Source organism: Melioribacteraceae bacterium (assembly GCA_035362835.1).
In the GTDB taxonomy this organism is placed as follows: domain Bacteria; phylum Bacteroidota; class Ignavibacteria; order Ignavibacteriales; family Melioribacteraceae; genus DSXH01.
Map to the genome: position 1 here is coordinate 840,092 of DAOSDY010000001.1, position 21,946 is coordinate 862,037.

Consider the following 21,946-nt stretch of genomic DNA (forward strand, 5'->3'; position numbering starts at 1 on the left):
TTTGAATGCCGGGAATAATGAAGCCGATTTCATTTTTTAATATTCTTAATCAGATCTTTAATGAGAGTAAAAATCATTCGAGTTTATTCGGTATAGACAAGAATGGCTTTTTTCAAAGTAAAGCAACTAAAGCATTCAATTTTCTGGGGACTCCCCTTGAGAATCCAGTCGGACCTGCTGCCGGTCCTCATACACAGATGACCCAGAATATTATTGCGGGGTATTTAACAGGAGGCCGTTTTTTCGAATTAAAGACAGTACAAAAAAACGATACCATTGATATTGGCCGCCCCTGTATTGATGTAGAGGATGAAGGATATAATGTTGAGTGGTCGCAGGAATTGACATTAGAAGAATCATATGATGAATATTTAAAAGCCTGGATTCTGAATCATTTTATTAAAGATTATTTTGAGCTTTCATCCGGCAAGGAACGCGGATTTATTTTCAATATGAGTGTAGGATATGATCTCGCTGGAATCAAAAGCGTCAGGATGAATGATTTTATTGACCGGATGATGAATGCCGATAAATCTCCATCCTTTTTGAAATATAAAAATATTCTCAAAGAGTTTATCACGAAATATTTGAATAACCGCAGTGACCCGATCGATTCTGTTGACCGGATATCGCCTGTAATTTCGGATTCGGTTACACTTTCTACAATGCACGGTTGCCCGCCTGATGAAATTGAATCGATTGTTAAATACCTGATAAAAGAAAAGAGATTACATACTTATGTTAAGCTAAACCCGACTCTTCTCGGTTATGATTATGTTAAAAGTACATTAGGGAATCTCGGCTTCAAAAATGTATTTCCTGAAAAGGGATCATTCGACAACGACCTTCAGTGGAATGACGCCGTTTTAATGCTTCGGCGTTTGAAATCATTCGCAGAAGAGAACGGAAAGGAATTCGGAATAAAACTTTCAAATACTCTGCCGGTGAGAAACAAAAAGAAGCGGATGCCCGGCGATGAAATGTATTTATCCGGACGGCCGTTATTCCCGCTTACAATAAACCTTGCTTCAAAAATTGCGGAGGAGTTTGCTGGCGAAATAAACATTTCGTATTCAGGCGGGGCTTCAATCAACAATATTAAAGAGATAATTGAGACAGGTATTAAGCCCGTTACATTTGCTACCGAGCTATTGAAACCGGGAGGATATAACCGACTTTTTCAGATTTCCGAATCCTTAACAGAGATTCCATTTGAGACTCATAAATTAATTGATCTGCCTAAGCTGAAAGCGCTTGCCGGTAAATCGCTTAACGACAAATATTACCGCAATGAAACACGGAATGCAGAATCGATTAAAGTACCAGATAAGCTGAATACATTCGATTGTTTCATTGCTCCTTGCCAGGTTGCCTGCCCTATTCATCAGGATGTTCCAGAATATATACGTTTAGCGGGTGAAGGAAAATATGAAGAAGCCTTACAGGTTATAACTGATAAGAATCCTCTTCCGCATATAACAGGTTATGTCTGCGATCATCAGTGTATGTATCACTGCACTCGCATCGATTATGAGGAAACCGTTAAGATACGCGACATTAAAAAGGAAGCCGCATTAAATGGTTATACCGGTTTCATAAAAAATATTTCAGTTGAAGAAAAATCCGATGTTAAAATTAAAGCAGCCGTGATAGGTGCCGGGCCTTCCGGTTTATCTGCTGCGTATTTTCTGGCAAAGTCGGGTTTGGATGTAACAGTCTTCGAGAAAAATATGAACGCCGGCGGAATAGTACAGAATGTCCTTCCGCAATTCCGCCTTCCGCAATCCGCCATCGACAACGACATTAAATTCATCGAGAAGTTCGGGGTTAGATTTATTTTCGGTGTTGACCAGTCATTCTCGGTAAACAGGTTAAAGCAGGAGGGTTATAAGTATATTTATATTGCAATCGGTGCAGAGAAATCAAACAATCTGAATATTTCTTCAGATAAAGAAATTATAAATGCGATCGATTTTCTATGGGATTTTCACCACAACATCAAAATTAATCCAGGTAAAAATGTAGCTGTTATTGGCGGTGGTAATTCCGCAATGGACAGTGCCCGCGCTGCTTTACGATTAGATGGTGTTGAGAATGTCTATCTCATATACAGACGTACAAAAGAGTATATGCCGGCAGACCGCGAGGAATTTGACGCGGCTCTCTCCGACGGAGTAATCTTCAAAGAACTTTTACTGCCATATGATTTTACAGACGGAAAGTTAATGTGCAATAAAATGAGACTGTCCGAACCCGAACCGGACGGACGCCTAAGCGTTATTCCAATTGACGGTGAATTTGAAGAGCTGGATATCGACACGGTGATTTCCGCTATTGGCGAAAGCGTTGACACCGGTCTTCTTGAATCCAATAGAATTTTAGTTACAAAGAATAAAGCTGACGTCAATCCAGCAACAAATGAGACTAATATTGAAAATGTATTTATAGGCGGAGATGCGCTGAACGGCCCCGCAACAATTGTGAGAGCAATAGCCGACGGAAGAAAAGCCGCCGATGCAATCGTGAAAAAAGAGAATATACTTTATCCTTCGATTGATATTAAAAAATACCCCAGGATAAATAACGACACGCTTAGCCTGCTTAAAGGAAAAATCGAGTGGAGTAATAACGATCTGGTGCTTGAGGCCTCCCGTTGTTTAAGCTGCAATTCGATCTGTAATAAATGTGTTGATGTATGTCCGAACCGGGCGAACGTTGTAATTAAAACAAATCACCCGGCCTTCAGGGATGCAAATCAGATTCTTCACATCGATTCACTCTGCAATGAGTGCGGTAATTGTGAAACCTTCTGCCCGCACGAAGGTGCTCCGTACAAAGATAAGTTCACTCTGTTTGCGTCCGGAGACGATTTCAATGAGAGCCGGAATGATGGGTTTTATATCATTAAGGCTGGTAATGAATATAGGGCTGTTATGCGGGCAGAAGGGCGTATATTTGAAATTAATGATATACACCGGGATAACGAGATTCCACAAAGATATTTGATGTTGATGAAAAGTGTAATAGAGGATTATCCGTTCTTAGTGTAATGATTACCATTCTTTAACAGATTTTTCAACGGCTTCTATGATCTGCTTATAACCGGTGCATCGGCAAAGATTCCCGGAAATCGCCTCTTTAATTTCCTCTTCGGTCGGTTCGGGATTTTCCAGCAGCAATGCGTATGCGGACATAATCATTCCCGGTGTACAGAATCCGCACTGAACAGCGCCGTATTTCATAAAATTCTCCTGCAGCGGGTGAAGCTTTCCATCCTTTTCAATTCCCTCTATCGTTATAATCTCGGCACCGTCACACTGACCGGCAAGTACCAGACACGAATTAACGGCTTTACCATTCATTATGACCGTACAGGCACCGCACTCACCGATCGAGCATCCCTCTTTAGTCCCTGTCATAATAAATTTATCGCGCAACAAATCAATCAGACGAATGTTCGGTTCAACATCCGCGGTAATATGATTACTATTTAATATGAATTCTATTTTCATAAATACTCTTTATAAAATACTTACGGCCTTGAGGCGGCGATTAGCGCAGAATTACCTGGCTGAATCCGTTATATCTGATTTTATCTGCGTTCTAATTTTCTTAATAAATGATAACAGACCTGCTGTACAACAGGAATTTTATATTCACTGGACCACCGCACACCGGCAATTTGAAGAATTTTTTCACCCAGTTTAATTGCTATCTCTTTCGCCGAATCATCTGTCATCATTTTCCCTTTAGCAAACTCTTCGACGTCGTAAATTCTTGTCCCAAAAGGAGTAACTGCGCCGCTTGCAATCTTAATGTCGTTAATCGTGCCGTCTTTCAAATAAAGAAGAACCGCTAATGAGATTCTGCTTATAGAAACCGCTCTTCTTCTTCCAAGCTTATAAAAATCACCGTAATAATTTAATTTCGGAATCGGAATTAATATATGTGTAACAATTTCATCGGGTTTTAATCTTGTTCCATAGGGTCTTACAAGTAAATCCTGCAGTTTTATAATTTTTTCTGCTGTAAAAGATTTAATCTTAATCTCCGCGTCATAAACCAAAAGCGGTGCAACACTGTCCGCACATGGTGCGTTGTTTATAAAATTACCACCAAGTGTAGCGCGATTTCTTATCTGTGTGCTTCCGATCGTTTTCGAAGCCTTAACAAGTAAAGGTATCTTTTCATTTAACAAATCATTGGAAATAATCTCCGTAAAAGTGGCGGCCGACCCTATCGAAATAAAATTATCTTTTACATAGATTTCTTTCAATTCAGCAATTCTGTTTATATCGATCAATTGTTCAATTTCAGTAAACCGGGGAGATTCTATATGAAAGCCGGGGACGATATCAGTGCCGCCTGCAATAATTTTTGATGAACCGTTATTATTCTGAAGAAGTCTGCATACTTCGTCTAAAGATTCGGGAAGCACTATTTCTTTAAAGGGTATCATGATGTACTTCCACGTTTTAGACTTTCGGGATACAATTTTTTTCTGAGCAATATTTCTTCGATGTTGAGGGGCAGATTGAAAAACCGCTGACCGGTTGCATTCGCAATCGCGTTAGAAATTGCTGCTGCTGTCAACTCAAGTGTCGGTTCTCCCAGAGATTTCCCTCCCCACGCGCCGTATTTGTCTTTACCTTCAATGAAATAAGGGTGAATGGCATCAATATCTTTACTTGTAGGAATTAAAAACTGGTCGAAATTATTTTCCCTTATTCTTCCATTATGAGTAGAAATTTTTTCCCATAATCCATAACCGGCTCCTTGAGTAACTCCGCCGTAAACCTGACCTTCAGCTCCCAGGATATTTATTACTTTCCCGGGATCGTGTACAGCCCAGATATTATTGATATAAACTTCGCCGGTTCCTGCATTCACAGTAACCTCAGCAACCTGGCATCCGTATACATAAGTGAAGTATGCTGTTCCCTGTCCCGTATCTTCCTCCCAGTGAACATCAGGTCCTGCATACCATCCGATTGTGGAGAGGTTAACACCTTTAGAATAGGCGGTTTTAATTAATTCACTAAAAGAAATTTTCCTGGTCTTTCTACCTTTATGAAAAATCCGGTCATTGATAAATCTAATATCACTTGTACTTTTCAGTTTCCATTCTGATGCTATTAATTTAACGAGTCGATTTTTCAATTCTTCGCAGCCGTTTTTAGTAGCTCCGCCGCCCATCAATGTCGCTCGTGAGGCTACGGTAGGACCGCTATCGGGAATCCTTGAAGTGTTCTGTTCCAGATAAATGATTTTATCGGTTGATATTCCGAAAACCTCCGCGGCAATTATAGAGAAAGTAGTTTTTAAACCCTGACCGTTTTCAGCTAATCCGGTAAGAAGATATACTGTACCGTCGGGCTGAATAGAAACATATGCCGCGGCCGCATCAATCCCTTCGGCACCGAGGGAACATCCGCGGTAACTGAGTGCAAGTCCAATTCCTTTACGCCATAATTTATCGGGATCAATAAATTTCTCTTTTCCCAATATCAGGGAATCATTCCGGGATTCAGCCGAGTTCACATTTCCAGCTTTAGATTTCCCATTCTCAGACCATTTAGAATTAAAAGAGGAAACATCCACCGCTTTCTTAAGAACTTTATTGAGAGTTACTTCGTGCCCGGTTAACTTCTGGCCGCTGGCCGTAACGGATCCCTGTTTGAATCCGTTTATCCTGCGGATCTCAAACGGAGTTTTCCCGATTCGAAGAGCAATTTCATCCATCAACGATTCTATGGCAAAGATCGGCTGCGGAGAGCCGAATCCGCGCATAGCGCCTGTATAGGGATTATTTGTGTACACAACCCGTACATCGGTATGAACATTTGGAACCTGATAAGGACCTGTCGCCTGAACAACAGAACGCCATGTTACAAAAGGGCTCATAGATGCATACGCACCGCCGTCTGCGAGCAGATCTATTTTCATCGCCCTAATTTTGCCGTCTTTTTTGTAACCGATTTTATATTTCATGATGTAAGGATGGCGTTTATAAGATTCAACAATCGATTCTTCACGGTCATATTTAATTTTAACAGGCCGGTTTAACTTGAGTGCGGCAATTGCGGCCCGGGCAGAGATTATATTCATAGTATCGTCTTTGCCGCCGAAAGATCCTCCGAGTTCCGCCTGAATTATTTCAACTTCATTCAGTCCGCACCCGAGGACCGACGCAACTACTTTCCTTGTTGTAAAGGGATTCTGAATACTGCCGATTATTTTTATTTTCAAATTACCTTCACCGGGAATTGCAGTTACACATTCCGGTTCGATGTAGGCATGTTCTATCAATTGAGTAGTATATGTCTGCTCTATTATCTCATCGCTCTGCTTAAATCCCTTTTCAACATTCCCTTTACGCAAAGGATAATGCGTAATAAGATTCGATTTTATTTCCGGGTGGATAAGAATAGAATTTTCTTCAAGCGCTTTTGCCGGATCGTCCAGAACCGGAAGATCCTCAAGTTCAATTTTAACCTGTTTGGCCAATTCTCTCAAATGCTTTTCATCACGGCCGACAAGCATTGCGACAACATCGCCGGGTGTTACAATTTTATCCTTACAGAAAACCGGCTGATCGGGTTTAATCGGTCCGACATTTTTACTGCCCGGCACATCCTCCCATTTAATAATTGCATCGATGGAATTGTCTGTTTCTATTTCCGAAAAATCAATTCTCTTAATAATGGCATGAGAAGAACCGGTACGGACCATCACTCCGAATAATTCGTTTCCGAAACGGTAATCATCCGCATATTTTGCCCGGCCCGTAACCTTTGCGAAGGCGTCTCCCCTTACAACTGGTCTGCCGACAATATTGAATTTTCTTTTATTCAATCGGACTTTATTTATATAACGAAAATAATTTTTTACCATGTTTAAATATTTCTTTGAAAGATTCGGATTCGTCAATATTAACAAGGTGATAATCTTTCATTAAAAAGTTTCCTTCCTGGATAACAGTTCTGATATTGCTCTCGAGCGCACCGTAAATGAAATGACCCCAGTAATTTTCTTCCGAAATCGGAGTCGGCGGGATATAATCCCACACAATAAAGTCGGCTCTGTCTCCTTCGGCAATTATAGAGAAATCCTCGAAATATTTTTTAACAAAACCGATCTGATCAAAATATGATTTGATAAAAAGCCTGAATGAATCGCCCGCTGGTGTGTTCTGATATCGCATCAGAAGAAAATACTGTTTCATCGATTTAGCAATATTGGCATGCATTCCGTCAGTTCCAATAAGGACAGGGATGAGGGTGGGAATCCTTGAGTACTCGGGCAGACCGACAGCATTATTCATGTTCGAATCGGGATTATAGACAAGAGCGCTTCCGTATTCTGCTATCTGATAATATTCTTTCTGATTCAAATGGACGCCGTGGCCAAGAATGCTTTTACTGTTCAACAAATTATATCTCACAAGCCGGTTTACAGGAAGGCGGCTGGTATAACGACGGCTTAAAATTCTATCGCTTTTATCCTCACAAAGATGAATGTGGATGCCGGTTTCATATTCCTTAACAAGTTCAGCCGCTTCTGATAAAGTGTCGTCCGATAATGTGAATGATGCATGCAGTCCGAGGAGCGATTTTAAATTAGCGCTCGAATATTTCTTCAGAAAATTTATATTCTCATCGAGTCCCGATTTTGCGGAAAGTGCTCCGTTTCGGTCAGTGGTTTCAAAACAGAGAGCTCCGCGGATATTATTTTCGATCAGGATTTCTGCGATCTTTCCCAGGCTTCCGTCAGTTGAACTTGGAGATGAATGATGATCGAAAATGTATGTAACCCCGTTTTTTATCGATTCTATTACAGACATTCTGGCCGAAGCTTCAACCATATCGAGAGTAAGCTTTTTATCGAGATCCCACCAGAGATTCTTAAGAACATTCTGAAAATTGTTCAGCGGTTTGACGATAGGAAGCCCCTTTGCAAGACGCGAATAAAAATGATCGTGAAAGTTTATCAGCGGAATGGTGATTAGTCTTCCGCCGGCATTATAAACCGAGTTTCCGAGCTTGGATTTACTATCTAAAAAATTATTATGATTCCTCTTAAATATTCCGGTTATTCTTCCGTGTTCAATTTCCAGATCGCCAAAGAGAGGAATAATTTTGTCATTCTTTATCGAAGCAATCCATGCGTTAATAATTTTAAATGATTTTTTCCCGGCCATGGCTAACTCACTGAGATAAATTTACCGTAACCGAAAAGATCCGATACTGGATTATTCAAATCATAGATTTTTCTGCCGCGCAGATACGTCCGGATAACTTTAGCATTCAGAATTAATGCTTCGAACGGTGTGTACTTCCCTTTACTATTCATGTTTGCCGCTTCGATCTTGCCGGACTGCCAGAGATCGATAAGACAGATATCGGCATCGAACCCGGGTTTAAGATTTCCTTTATTTTCAAGATTGAAATGAGAAGCGGCGTTTTCAGAAAGGAGCTGAACTGTTTTTTCGAGAGTCAGTCTTCCTTTCATAAACCCCTCGCTTAAAAGAAACGGAACGCGGTGTTCAACACCGGGAATTCCTCCATAGACTTCCCAGAAGTCTGATGAGGATTTTTCATCGACAGGATTGCAGCCGGCATGGTCGGTAGTAACAAATTGAATTGAACCGTCATTCAATCCCTCCCATAAGGCATCGAGATCTTTTTCGCATTTGACGGGAGGAGCGGTTTTGAGAAAATTTCTGATCGAATCGTTTTCAAAATCCTTCTGAGTAAAATGGAGATAGTGGGGACAGGTTTCCGCTGTAAAATGAAGTTTAGTTGACCGGGCTTTTTTTATCTGATCGAGACCGAGTTTAGAACTCAGGTGAACAACATGGATTCTGCAATTTACTTTCTGTGCGACTGATATGAGCTTATCAATTGCTACAGCTTCAGCTCTTGGATCCCTGCTGTCGCAATACGCTTTCCAATCGATACGGTTGGCATTTTTGTATTTTTGTTCGCGAATCGTTACCAGTTCTTTATCTTCAGCATGGACAGCCATCGGTCTGCCGGTTTTCTCAATTACGCGTCCTGCAAATTCCATCTGCCGCGGTGTAAGATCAGTAAACGACTCCATCCCGGAAATAAAATATACTTTAAATCCGGCAACGCCACACTTTGTAAGCTGCAGAATATTCTCCTCAACATCCGCTTCCTTAAAATTCTTACCCGAGACACCGCCCCAGAAAGCATAATCGATCATACTCCGGCCTTCAAGAGCATTAAGTTTCATACGGAAATTTTCTGCGGTTGTTACCGGCGGAACAGATGTGCACGGCATATCAATTACGGTTGTAACTCCGCCAGATGCTGCTGCTTTAGAACCGTGTTCAAAATCCTCACGGAACTCGAATCCGGGGGTATCGAAGTGTACATGCGGATCAATACCGCCGGGAATGGCAAGAAAACATTCCGGAGATTCTCCGTCATCACAATAAGTCTTAAGTATATTATCCCGATTCGTTCTGTCCTTCAGATCATCCCAGTCGAACAACTGTTCTGCTCTCTGCTTAATTTCAATAATTTTTGAATCGAAGGTAAGGTCACAAAGCCGGAGTTTGTTGCCTGCGGCCGGCAGAAGGAGATTTTTTAGTATGTTCGGTTTTTCATCCATAATTAAGAATGAAATAGAAAAAATTTTTTATGAAGAAAAACTGCGATTTGTTATTCCTCATAAAAGCAGATTTCTATATTAATCCGACTTGTTGATTGAATTCTTCAATTAATTTATTCCATACAGGAACAACCGAGAACCGTTCCTGCCAGTAGTTTTCATTATACCACTGCGCATTAAGCTCCTCTACATCCTTGCCCTGCTGTTCAACCCACGTGAAATACTTGAGATTGTGAATTGCCTTTTTATCATTATAACCGAGCTCTTTAAAGTAATCTATACTCTGATACCTGATAATAGAACTCCAATCTATCTCAGCATTTAATTCGGAATATTCACCCCAGGCATCATTCATTTCTTTAAGTCGTGAATTATACAGATCGACTGAATCCGTAAAAATCGTAAAGACAACATCGTTCTCATTCATCTCGTAAAACTTCGCTAGCTTAATTGCAGAAAGAAGATTACAAATTGAGGATATTCCAAGTTCATTCAATTTACCAATACACTGTTCATCAATTCCCTGTTTTTTCAGCCAGTCTTTCCCGGCGGGTTCATTGAAAAGCCGGAGAATCTTTAATGTCTGTTCATCATCAATAGCCGCAACACAATCGGTGTTTTTAACATTATGAATCCATGGAATGTGTTTATCTCCGATACCTTCTATTCTGTGGCCGCCGAAACCGTTGCATAAAAGAGTGGGGCATTGCAATGCTTCCGACGCAACGATTTTAATGTGGGGGAATTTTGTTCTAAGGTAGTCGCCCGCTCCGATGGTGCCCGCGGATCCTGTAGCGCTTACATATCCGCTCAGTCTGCTTTTCTCATTCCGAAGCTGATCGAATAATTTTTCAATTGTGTAGCCTGTTATTTCGTAATGCCAGATTGAATTGCCGAACTGATCGAACTGATTAAAGATAAGGTACTCATCGCTTTGAGCTTCTAGTTCATGGCATTTATCATAAATTTCTTTAACGTTGCTTTCGCATCCATGTGTCGCATAAATTTCGGCTCCCATTTCCTTAAGCCAGACGAATCTTTCACGGCTCATTTCCTCTGGTAGAATAGCGACTGCATGAACCGCGAGAAGAACGGAGTTGAAAGCTCCGCCGCGGCAGTAATTCCCGGTTGAAGGCCAAACTGCTTTATGATACTCCGGATTGAATCTGCCGGTTACAAGGTAAGGAGCGAGACAACCGTAGGTTGCACCAACTTTGTGAGCCCCGGTCGGAAAATATCTTCCTACCAGTCCGACAATTCTTGCTTTAACGCCGGATATTTCAGGCGGAATTTCGAGATAATTAATTCCCCCGAACTCTCCGCTATCAGGTTGATTACACCAGTTAATCCTGAATAGATTAAGAGGATTTGTTTCCTGCAATCCGATCTTCTTTAATTCATTTTTGATTTTTCCGGGAATTATTTCAGGTTTTTTCAGTTGTTCAAAGGTAGGGAGAATTATTTTTTTCTCTCTGCAGCGGTTAATTGCTTTTTGAAGATAATCTCTGTTTTCAACTTCCCACTTCCATACTTTCATTCAAACTCCAGACAATAGATGCAGAACAAATTTACCGAAAACAAAAATGAGTTGAAACTTCTAACAGATAATCAGTCGTTTGAATGGAGCCACATCAAAACTTTTTCATTGGTAACAGGAGCGTTATAACAGACAGATTTACCAGGCAGGAAAGCTTTCATGGCATTTGCGATTGCGAAGTAGGCGCCTATACCGTACATAAATGGTGGTTCTCCCACGGCTTTCGATTGAAACGGCCCGTACGGATTTGGTACATCTTCTAGAAAATGGACTTCCAGTAGTTTAGGGGCAAAATTAATATCCGGGATTTTATAAGTTGACAGAGCATCGGTAAGGAGCTTTCCTTCCTCATTATAAATCAATTCCTCCAGGGTCATCCATCCTAATCCCTGGACAATTGCTCCTTCTGCCTGTCCCCTGTCTGTAACCGGATGCAGGCTTTTTCCGAAGTCGTGTACAACTTTAACCGAGTCGATCACATATGTTCCTCTCAGGCAATCAACAGTTGCTTCAACAAGTGCGGTGCCAAATACGTGGTAGGCAAAAGCGTCTCCTTTCATTTTTTCTCTGTCGAAATAAATGTTGGGCGTTGCGTGATGTGCCTGCGCAGTAAGGCTGATGCGTTCGACATATGCCATGTTGATTAATTTAACCCAATCTAAATCGGTCTTTTCACTATTCACATAAACGAATTCATCTTTGATTTCAACAACCGAAGATTTTCCCGTGCGCAATTTTTCTTTAGCAACTTTTTTTAGCCGTTCTAAAATTAGGCTGCACGCATTAATCGTCGCATAACCATTGAGATCGGCTCCTTTACTTGCAGCTGTCGGAGATGTATTTGCCACTCGCGAAGTGTTTGTAGTATCAATTTTTATTCTATCGGGATTAATTGAAAATATACGGGAAGCGACAGCTGTCAACTTCGTATTAACTCCCTGCCCCATTTCAACCGCTGCTGTACTGATTCTTATGCTGCCATCAGTATAGACATGAACAAGTGCGCTGGCCTGATTAAGAAATGTAGTCGTAAATGAAATACCGAAGCAGACCGGCATCAATGCAATACCTTTTTTGAAAAGACTGTTACCTGCGTTGAATTTTTCAATTCGCTTCTTTTCACTTTCATAGTTGAATTTTTTTACGGTTTCCTCGAAGCAGATTTCCGCTCTGCAGTTTTCTGTACGTTGTCCGTATGGAAATTCATTTCCCTCTTTAAGCAGATTATTCCTTTGAATGAATGAAGGATCAACTCCCATTACTTCAGCGGCTTTATGAATCGCCGATTCAATAACAAACATCGCCTGGGGGCCGCCGAATCCTCGGAATGCCGTAAACGGTGGAAGATTTGTCCTGCAGCAGTATGCAGTAGCTTTTACATTAGGGATATAATAGCTGTTTGTTGAATGGAACAGTGTTCTCTCAAGAATTGCGGTGGAGAGATCTGCCGAAGCTCCTGCATTCTGATAATACCATGCCTGGTAAGCAAGTATCTTTCCATCCTTATTCAAACCAATTTTGAAATCGGAGGAATACGGATGGCGTTTTCCTGTCATCCTCATATCCTCCTGACGCGGTAAAATAATTTTAACCGGCCGGCCGGTTTTAAGAGCTGAAAGCGCAGCCATCACTGCCCATGCCGTTGCCTGATCCTCTTTGCCGCCGAAGCCGCCACCAAGTCGGGGAACATCTACTTCAATTTTATTCATCGGAAGATTAAGAACTCTCGAAGCAATTTTTTGAACTGCCGTTGGACCCTGAGTGGATGAAATTATCTTAATCCCGCCACCCTCAGCCGGAATTGCAAGCGCACCCTGTGTTTCCAGGTATAAATGCTCCTGACTTCCGGATTCCACCAGGCCATCTATAATATAATCGCATTTACCCCAGGCAGAATCAATATCTCCCAGAGAAAAAATTCTGGGTGGTACTATCAAATCGCCCTTCGCAAAAGCTTCGCGGGGATTAAGTACCGGTTTAAGTTTCTCATACTCCGCCTTTACAGCTTTAACTCCTTTGTTAGCGGAAACTCTATCCCCGGCTAGAATAAGAGCAATCGGTTGTCCGACGAAATGCAGGTGGCCGCTTGAGAATAACTCCTCGTCAAGAATTACACCGCCAATCTGGTTCTCGCCCGGTATATCGGATGCAGTAATAACAGAATAGACACCGGGAATTTTAAGAGTCTCTTTAAAGTCTGTTTTCAGAATTTTTCCCCGGGCAATCGGTGAATAATAAACCGCTCCAAAGAGAGTTCCATCGGGCTGAATAAGGTCGTCAACAAATTTCGACTCCCCCTTTACATGCTGTATGGAATCGTAGCTTCTCATCTTAAAACCTCTTCGTTAATCAAATCGGGGAAAAATTTTAAAAAGTGGGATTTTATCAATTGACAGAGAAGAAGAGATTTATATTCTTTGGATCCGCGTGCATCGGTTATTGGGGAAACTTCAGATCCTGCTATTTTAAGGGTTTCGATCAAAATAGAATTATTGATTTCTTTACCTGTTAAAAATTCCGATGTCGATTTAAGAAAAAGCGGAACCGGTGCAACACCTCCGGCAGAAATTGAAACATCCTTTATTTTTCCCTTCTCATACTTCAAGGCTATAGATGAATTGACGCTTGCTATATCAAGATGCGCGCGGCGTGAGACTTTTTCAAAATTGAATAATAGATTTTTTGTCGGCACCGGTAAAGAAATTTCCTTAACTATTTCATCCCGTTTTTTATCTAGAGTTTTGTAAGCTTTATAGAAATTCTTAATAGGGACGGGCCTGATTCCTCTTTTCGAGGCAAGATGGATTACTGCATCCAGAGCAATAAAAATATTTACAAGGTCGGCAATTGGCGAAGCGTTTACAATATTACCCGCAACTGTCGCCCTATTGCGTATAGGCATGGAACCGAAATATTTAAGAGAGTTTCTTAACTGAGGGTAATATTTATTGATTTCCTTTGAAGAACAGATTTCAGATACTGTTACTGCGCCGCCGATATGGATCCGGTTTCTCTTTCTGTTAATAAACTTCAGATCCGGATTCTCCGAAATAAAATTATTTTCCTTCTCAAGCAGAGCTTCCCAGTTCTGGACAAAAAGATCGGTCCCGCCTGCAACAACACCCGAATAGGATGCCGGTTTTTTTCCTTTTATTTCTTTATTGAGAGCTCTCAGCCTTTTGGGAATTTCCAGGAAATATCCGGGAAGTATTTTCCGCTCGATTAGATAAGGTATCGTGCCGGATTTGGAGATTTTCATAACACGCAGCAAGTTCACAGTGTTAACCGCTGCACGTATAATACCTGCATAACCAGTGCACCGGCAAATATTTCCGTCTAGAGAAGATGCAGCTTCTTCGGCTGAGTATTCTGTATTATTAATAAAATAGTTGGTGAGAGAGATAATAAATCCCGGTGTGCAGAATCCGCACTGGGTGCCGCCTTCATCAATCATCTGCTCCTGAATATAATTTAATCCATCAACATTCAATCCCTCAATTGATACCAGATGTTTACCCTGAAGATCGGCTAATGGAAGCAGACATGAATTTACCGTCTTGTAATTAACTTTACCTTTTTGAAGCGATCCGAGTATAATCGTACAGGCACCGCAGTCGCCTTCACGGCATCCTTCTTTGGTACCCGTTAATTTTCTTCTGTTCCGTAAAAAATCCAGAACGGTTTCCGCAGGATTTACTTTTGTAGAGATGAGTTCGCTATTGCAGATAAATGTAATTAGTCTTTCCATCGAAAGGAATTCGGCTATGGTGTGAATAGCTCAAACTCCAAAGTAAAACTAATTTATTTTTTTCAAAGAATGAATAGATCAGACCGATTGTTTTCTAGTTTTGAAATACATAAGTCCGCCGAAAAGCATCATTATAATTCCCCACCAGATATTGGGATGAGTATCTGAAAGAACAGTTTTAACCCCGGGAGGATTTATAACCTGATATATTCCGGTCAGAAATATTATTCCGCCGATTACCAAGAGTATTAATCCAACAAAATACCAGATTGGTTTCATATTAAACTCCGAACCTCTTTAGTATCACAAAATTTAATCCTAAAAACTGTATTGTATCCCTACTTAATAAAATTTTTTCCACCCGGTGCCTGATTGACTTATTAATGATTGTCATCAGGACACAAAGAGAAGATTTACCAGAATAAAAGATTCAATACAATTAATACGACAACAGAAACAATCGCAACAAACTCAGGACGTTTGACGAACGGCAAATGAGCATCGTGTTTCTCCTCGGTAAGTCCTTTAACAAGTCCTATAAGTTCCTCTTTCGGTTTTTTCTTAGTAAAGAAGCTTATACCGATTGTAAGTAAAAAACAGATAAGCCATGCCCACCAAGCCCGCCAGAAATTGGCAGCCATATCACTCTGTACAGAGGACATAGTAATAATGCTTTCGCTGAACCAGTGAAATTTAACTCCCAGCCACATAAAGAAGGATGAGAGCATTCCGGCAACAAGTCCCCAGAATGCGCCGTTAGGAGTAATCCACCAGATAAACATTCCGAGCAGCATCGTTGCAAAAAGAGGAGCGTTAACCCATGAAAAAATTGCCTGCATGTAATCCATTATGCTCGGAAAACTTTTTGCCCAGTATGCGGTTCCAAGAGATAGAATAACACCTACTACGGTAGAAGCACGGCCCATCCAGAGTAAATGGGAATCCGATGCGTTTTTATTAAGAACCGATTTATAAATATCATAAGTCCAAACTGTGTTGAATGCGCTTATATTCCCCGCCTGACCAGCCATAAATCCGGCTAGCAAAGCAGTTACACCGAGTCCGACCAGACCCGTCGGATAATACCGTGCAATCAGTAGAGGCAGGGCAGAATCATAATTGACCTGGCCCCCATCCTCCAGTAATTTAAATCCGCTGTCAGGATCATTCGAAAGAGCAATTGCAATGAGTCCGGCAAGTATTACAATAAACGGCAATGCCATCTTGAAGAATGATGCGAGCAGAGGTGTCATCCTTGCCGCTCGCAAATCTTTTGCAGAAAAAGCACGCTGGACAACAAGAAAGTCCGTAGTCCAGTATCCGAAGGATAAGACAAAACCGAGGCCGAGAACAATTCCCGCCCAGTGTATAAACATTCCGTTTTGAGTCGGATCCCCGGAAGTAGACCAGAGGGTGTTCATCGATTCTGGAAGACGGTTAAGTATCTGGTCTAGACTTCCGATTTCCATTATACCCAATATCGATACGAGAAAAAGTCCGAACCAGATCAAAAAGAATTGAATTATTTCAGTGAAGATAGCCGACATCAAACCGCTCAGCGTTACATAGCCCATAACAGTCAGAGCCGAAACCCACATACTAATATCCCAGTTCCAGCCAAGAAATGTGTGAAGAACCAGAGCCATCGCATACAGATTAATGCCGGATACTAAGAGCGTCATAATTGCAAAAGCGATTCCGTTAAGAACACGGGTCTTTTCATCGAAGCGGAGTTTCAGGTAACCCGGTATTGATTTTATTTTACTGCTGTAATAAAAAGGCATCATATAGATACCGAGAAATACCATTGCTGGAATTGCTCCAATCCAGTAGAAGTGAGCAACGTACATTCCGTATTTAAAAGTATTACCCGTCATGCCGAGAAGTTCAAGTGCGCCGAGGTTTGCAGAGAGAAAAGCCAGACCGGCAACCCAGGAAGAATTTTTCCTGCCTGCAAGGAAAAAATCTTCTTCGCTTTTTGTGAATTTCCGGAGATACCATCCAATACCTAAAACGAATGCAAAGTAGATCAGAATTATTATCCAATCAACGAAAGTCAGTCCGATTGCTTGCATGGAATGTTCCTTAAAAAATTATCGGAATAGATTTTCTTTATGTCCGCCGGGTATGTCGGAAGGTGAATTCTTAAATCTTTTTCTCGGCTGATCGGACACAAAGCTGAGGCGTACTTCCGGAAAAAGTCCTTCTGTTACAACCTTCACTTCGAATGTTAGATCTTCTTTTGGCTGAGGTGCGATTTCTTTGATTTGATTTGGTGATTCAAGAGTTATTCTTAACATGAGTTTCTTTGGGATTAAAATTTTAAATCACTTCTTAGGACACGGGCAAGTTATAAAATCAATATTTCTTTTCCTAATAAGTAAATCAAAATAAAAAATATTTTTTTTCTTGATTAATTACCGAAAAGTTTTAGGAATCATAATTCATTAACAACGGCAAATTCGATCCGCCAGTAATTTGCCGAATCCGGTTCAATAATTCCGCACGAGTTTTTTCCTGCCGCCGCAGACAGTGAGTCGGATCCGCAGTTGGTCGGCTCAAGTGCAACTGTAAGTTGTTTTTCGGAAATTTCTTCGGGCCAGCCGCCGTAGCAGAGCCAGATTCCCAGATAAGGATTTTCCGATGTATCGAAACTGATAAGCAACGATTCCTTTTTATTTTTTTTATGAAGAGCAGTCCAGGCGGACATTGTGAGTTTTCCCGAGAATAGTTTTACCGCCTTTCCGAAACTCTTCTCCGGAATAACCGAAAAGTCGCTGACAGAGTTTATAAAAGGCCACTCAAGCTGATCACCTCTTGATCCAAGTTTTGAATCATTGGACCAATATAAATACACATTTTGGATTTCATCAGTCAGATATATTTCATCTCCGGGCTCAATATTAAATAGAGGGTGAGCCGCCCAGATATAAGGAAGAGGACTCGCATCGTTGTTCTCAACTTTGTAATCAATAATTACCCGGTTCCCGTCAAGATAAATTTTCTTATTGAATGTATAATTCAGATTTGTGCCCTTAACAAAGCCGACAAGTGTTGAATCATCAGTCTTTTTGAAAGACCAGGGTTTCGACCAGAGTTCTCCATGATCCGGAAATGATATTTTCTTTCCTTCCTCAGTAGTCAAGAAAGATGCTTCAACTGTGGGGAAGCATTCATCAAATCCGCTTGTATCATAATTCTGAAAAGGTGCGCCGTGAAAAGCCGGTTCATATTTTTTATCTCTATTCTGAGATTCCAATAAAAAGTTAGTGCCCGTTTTTTTATTGATCAAGCCAATCATCTTCCCGCCGATCTGCGGAAGAATAATCACTTTAATAAAATCGTTTTCAACTGATATCTGTTCAAATCCTGCTGATTCAATCATGGGTTTCTCCAATCAAAGTATTCAAAATACCGATATAATATTATGTGAAATTATCCTGATTTTTTTATTCAAAATAACATCTGTGCTTTAATAAACAAAGCCAACAATTGTAAAAATATTAAGAATTCCGTTAAACTAATTCTTGTAGAGATGAAGAGATCCTGGCACCCATTAAATTTACCTTTACTTAAGGTGCAAATATATGTAATGTAACACCGGCTAAAAATCGGGGGCGGAACTATGAGATTATTATTTCCGATATTTTTATTTATAATTACATTTCACTTTCTAATAGCACAACCCGGTCAAACGAAATTCCTTCAGCTTAAGGGTAAATATTTAGGTCAGACTCCACCCGGCGAAAATCCGGAAATCTTCGCATCCGGAATTGTATCCGACGGAATGCATAATAGAGATATTGCCATTTCCCCGGACGGAAAAGAAATTTATTTCTGTTCAGCTGCCGGGAATTACAATTACAGCGCAATCTTTGTAACAAAACTAATTAACGACAAATGGACAGTGCCTGAGCCTTTGCCATTTGCCTCGGATCCAAGATATATTAATCTTGAGCCTGCATTATCACCCGACGGTAATAAATTGTTTTTTCTTTCTAACCGACCCGACTTAGCTAAAGGAGAATCTGCAAACGATCAGGATATCTGGGTGGCGGAGCGAATTGGAAATCATTGGGGCGAACCATACAACCTGGGGCCTCCGGTTAATACTGAAGCCGGAGAATTTTTTCCCTCTATCACTAAAGACGGCACATTGTACTTTACAAGAGATGAAAAACAAACCCGCAGGAATTTTATCTATCGCTCAAAGCTGGTTAATGGCAAATACACGGAGCCTGAAAGACTTAACGAAAAAATAAACTGCGGGCAATCGCAGTACAACGCCTTTATATCTCCGGATGAGAGTTATATAATCGTGCCGGTTTTTGGAAGGGCCGACAGCAGAGGCGGCACAGATTATTATATAGTATACCGGACTCCGGATGATAATTGGAGCGAACCCGTAAACCTTGGGGACAAGATAAACACTCAGCAAAGCCAGGAATGGAGTCCATACGTATCGCCCGATGGAAAGTATTTCTTCTTTATGTCAGTGAGATTAAACAGTGAATTGGAATCGGGAAGGGCTATTCTTACATATGATGAAATGAAAAGAATCCACAACAGTCCGCGGAATGGGAACTCCGATATTTTCTGGATCAGCAGCGAATTTATTAACAAATTAAAACCGGACGGCTGGAAATGAAAATATTTTTAGTACTTACAATTATGCTTCTCTGCTCATGCCAGAACATTGAGAAACATGAACAGCTAGAAAAAGAGGTGATTGATGCAATTTATAAACACATAGGATGGGCTATCCCCGACAAGAAAAAAGATGTGGTACTTAAATCGATTGTTCCGGATACAACATTTTTTATTTTTAATCCGGATTCAGCAGGCACCATTTCAGGTTACAGTAATTTTGAAAAGCTGGTCGATAATTTTTTTATGAACCCTCGATTCAAGTCGATTGATTTTACAATAAAAAATTTACGTGTCAATATCTCCGAAAGCCGAACTGTGGCCTGGTTTTCCTGCCTGCTTGATGATTACGGGCAGTGGGACGGGAAACCGGCAAACTGGATAAATGTACGATGGACGGGTGTACTGGAAAAAAGAAATAACGAATGGTTGATATCCCAGATGCACTTTTCTTATTCTAAGTAAATATCTTTATGTATACTGACACTCGTTTGAATTTCTAATAAGTTATATTAGTTTCAAAGAGTTTAATGATTTGTAGGAGTAAATTTTATGAGAACAGTTTTAGTGCTGGCATTTCTGACACCTTTAATACTTTCGATTATATTAAAAGCTCAGAGCAATCCGAACAGCGTCACAATATTATTCGACAACTACGTTTCCAATCCTGATTCCAAAAGCGGCTGGGGATTTTCCTGCATTGTTGATTTCAAAGGCAATAAAGTTCTTTTTGATGCAGGGGGAGATGAAATTGTTTTTGCCTCTAACGTAACTGCACTGGATGTTGATATAAGTGATATTAATTGTGTTGTCTTCTCCCACGAGCACGGCGATCATACTGCTGCATTAAATTATATTCTGAATGTTAAAGAAAACCTTAAAGTTTATGTGCCGGCCTCTTTCTCAACGGAATTTGAAAATCGGGTAAAAGAAAAAAGCGGCGAGTTAATTCGTGTTAAATCTTCACTTGAATTATGCAAAGGGATCTATTTAACCGGCGAGATGGGTGATGAGATTAAGGAACAATCAATGATACTCGATACCGAAAAGGGACTTATAATAATTACCGGTTGTTCGCATCCGGGGATTGTAAGTATTATTAATAAAGCCAAGGTGATTCTGGATAAAGAAATTTATATGGTAATCGGCGGATTTCATCTCGGCCAGTACTCTTCATCTGCGATTAAGGAAATCATCGAACAGTTTAATAAGCTTGGAGTAAAAAAATGCGGAGCTACACATTGTACTGGCGAGACACAGATCCAGATGTTTAGGGAAGCATTCGGCAGCAATTTTATTGAACTGGGAACAGGGAAAAAAATAGAACTATAAATATTATATAACTGCCCCATGGCAATGAGTACAATTGCGGATTGATTATGAAATCAATAAATGTATTGATCCCAACTTCCGCTCTGATTTTTATCCTAATGTTTTTTCCGCCCGCAGAGAAATCATCCGGCGGAATAAATGAATATTCAAAACTGGTTTTTGTCTTATCCGTTTCAAACATAAATGATATTCAAACTTCTGAACTGTTGATAAAGAGTTTAAGAGAAAACGGGGGAAAGTATAATAACAGCAGGATATATATAGTTTACGATAAACCGGCGGCAAAGCATATTTACAAATTGTCCAGCTACAAAGTTGAGTTTCTCCCGATTCAGATCGATTCCGCCGGCTCAGATTATTTGTTTTCCAAAAAAGTATATGCTTCCGCACAGGTAGAGAAAATTCTTAATAAGCAGGATGTAAATCTGGTATGGCTAGATAATGAATGCCTTGTTTTCTCCGAGCCGGCCGAGTTGGAACTCCGTTTAAATATGAAGACGGCGATGCGGCCTGTTTTTCTTTTAAATAATATCGGTCAGTTAGAAAAAAGTCCGGTTGATGGTTTCTGGAAGAGAATTTACAGCGAATTAAAAATTGATCCGGATCAGGTGCCAATAGTAGAATCATTGGTGGAAAGCAAACGAATCCGGTTTTATATTAACTGTCAGGTTATCTCCGTAAATCCGGAATCGGGAATTTTCGCCGATTGGGAGCGGGTCTTCACAAAACTAATCCGCGATGAAGACTTTCAGAGAAAATACTGTTCTGACATAAAACACCAGATATTTCTTCACCAGGCAGTATTAAGCGCAGTAATATGTTCTAAAGTCGAATGGGGAAATATTCAGTGGTTCAGCAATGCATATGCTTACCCGATTCAGCAGCATAAACTAATTCCCCCGGAAAAAAGAATCGGGCATATTGGTGACGTCAGGATTCTGATCTACGAGAATTTTCTAAAGGATAATCCTGATTGGATTGAAGAATATCAAATCCGGGAACCATTAAAAAGCTGGCTGCTGAAAAACCTCCACTAATAATTA

The 21,946-nt window shown here is 40.6% G+C and carries 17 protein-coding genes; 5 read left to right on the forward strand and 12 right to left on the reverse strand.

Annotated features, from left to right (window positions below):
• Positions 1-5: 5 nt before the first annotated feature.
• Complete coding sequence (ygfK, locus tag PLZ15_03550; protein ID HOI28811.1) at positions 6-3,050, forward strand: putative selenate reductase subunit YgfK; 3,045 nt, start codon at positions 6-8, stop codon at positions 3,048-3,050.
• Between the two features lie 3 nt (positions 3,051-3,053).
• Here the strand turns inward: ygfK and PLZ15_03555 are convergent, their stop codons facing one another.
• From PLZ15_03555 to PLZ15_03610, 12 genes are all read right to left on the reverse strand, one after another.
• Complete coding sequence (locus PLZ15_03555) at positions 3,054-3,512, reverse strand: (2Fe-2S)-binding protein (protein HOI28812.1); 459 nt, start codon at positions 3,510-3,512, stop codon at positions 3,054-3,056.
• An 80-nt stretch (positions 3,513-3,592) separates the two neighbouring features.
• Entirely contained in the window at positions 3,593-4,459 is an 867-nt protein-coding gene (locus PLZ15_03560) for an FAD binding domain-containing protein (GenBank protein HOI28813.1), read from the reverse strand.
• On the reverse strand, positions 4,456-6,855 hold the full coding sequence (locus tag PLZ15_03565; GenBank protein HOI28814.1) for a xanthine dehydrogenase family protein molybdopterin-binding subunit: 2,400 nt from the start codon (positions 6,853-6,855) through the stop codon (positions 4,456-4,458). Before PLZ15_03565 ends, PLZ15_03560 begins: the two co-directional genes overlap by 4 nt.
• A gap of 7 nt (positions 6,856-6,862) precedes the next feature.
• On the reverse strand, positions 6,863-8,200 hold the full coding sequence (locus PLZ15_03570; GenBank protein HOI28815.1) for an amidohydrolase family protein: 1,338 nt from the start codon (positions 8,198-8,200) through the stop codon (positions 6,863-6,865).
• Positions 8,201-8,202: 2 nt separating this feature from the next.
• Complete coding sequence (pyrC, locus tag PLZ15_03575; protein HOI28816.1) at positions 8,203-9,639, reverse strand: dihydroorotase; 1,437 nt, start codon at positions 9,637-9,639, stop codon at positions 8,203-8,205.
• 73 nt (positions 9,640-9,712) lie between these two features.
• Positions 9,713-11,176 (reverse strand): pyridoxal-phosphate dependent enzyme, encoded by a 1,464-nt coding sequence (locus PLZ15_03580; GenBank protein HOI28817.1) that lies wholly within the window; start codon positions 11,174-11,176, stop codon positions 9,713-9,715.
• A gap of 71 nt (positions 11,177-11,247) precedes the next feature.
• Positions 11,248-13,506, reverse strand: coding sequence for a molybdopterin-dependent oxidoreductase (locus PLZ15_03585; GenBank protein ID HOI28818.1), 2,259 nt, complete (start codon positions 13,504-13,506; stop codon positions 11,248-11,250).
• Complete coding sequence (locus PLZ15_03590) at positions 13,503-14,924, reverse strand: FAD binding domain-containing protein (protein HOI28819.1); 1,422 nt, start codon at positions 14,922-14,924, stop codon at positions 13,503-13,505. Before PLZ15_03590 ends, PLZ15_03585 begins: the two co-directional genes overlap by 4 nt.
• 78 nt (positions 14,925-15,002) lie before the next feature.
• The gene (locus PLZ15_03595) at positions 15,003-15,203 is read right to left on the reverse strand and encodes a hypothetical protein (protein HOI28820.1); all 201 of its coding nucleotides are present in this window, start codon (positions 15,201-15,203) and stop codon (positions 15,003-15,005) included.
• Positions 15,204-15,337: 134 nt separating this feature from the next.
• Positions 15,338-16,999, reverse strand: a complete 1,662-nt coding sequence (locus tag PLZ15_03600; protein ID HOI28821.1) for a sodium:solute symporter family protein — start codon at positions 16,997-16,999, stop codon at positions 15,338-15,340.
• Between the two features lie 18 nt (positions 17,000-17,017).
• Positions 17,018-17,224 (reverse strand): hypothetical protein, encoded by a 207-nt coding sequence (locus tag PLZ15_03605; protein ID HOI28822.1) that lies wholly within the window; start codon positions 17,222-17,224, stop codon positions 17,018-17,020.
• A gap of 137 nt (positions 17,225-17,361) precedes the next feature.
• The gene (locus PLZ15_03610) at positions 17,362-18,309 is read right to left on the reverse strand and encodes a DUF5107 domain-containing protein (protein ID HOI28823.1); all 948 of its coding nucleotides are present in this window, start codon (positions 18,307-18,309) and stop codon (positions 17,362-17,364) included.
• 240 nt (positions 18,310-18,549) lie between these two features.
• Between PLZ15_03610 and PLZ15_03615 the strand changes: the two genes are divergently transcribed.
• From PLZ15_03615 to PLZ15_03630, 4 genes are all read left to right on the forward strand, one after another.
• Positions 18,550-19,572, forward strand: coding sequence for a hypothetical protein (locus PLZ15_03615; protein HOI28824.1), 1,023 nt, complete (start codon positions 18,550-18,552; stop codon positions 19,570-19,572).
• Positions 19,569-20,036, forward strand: a complete 468-nt coding sequence (locus PLZ15_03620) for a nuclear transport factor 2 family protein (GenBank protein HOI28825.1) — start codon at positions 19,569-19,571, stop codon at positions 20,034-20,036. The genes PLZ15_03615 and PLZ15_03620 overlap by 4 nt, the downstream gene beginning before the upstream one ends.
• An 87-nt stretch (positions 20,037-20,123) precedes the next feature.
• A complete protein-coding gene (locus tag PLZ15_03625) occupies positions 20,124-20,903 on the forward strand; it encodes an MBL fold metallo-hydrolase (protein HOI28826.1) in 780 nt (259 codons plus the stop codon).
• Between the two features lie 47 nt (positions 20,904-20,950).
• The gene (locus tag PLZ15_03630) at positions 20,951-21,940 is read left to right on the forward strand and encodes a hypothetical protein (GenBank protein HOI28827.1); all 990 of its coding nucleotides are present in this window, start codon (positions 20,951-20,953) and stop codon (positions 21,938-21,940) included.
• The last annotated feature ends 6 nt before the right edge of the window (positions 21,941-21,946 follow it).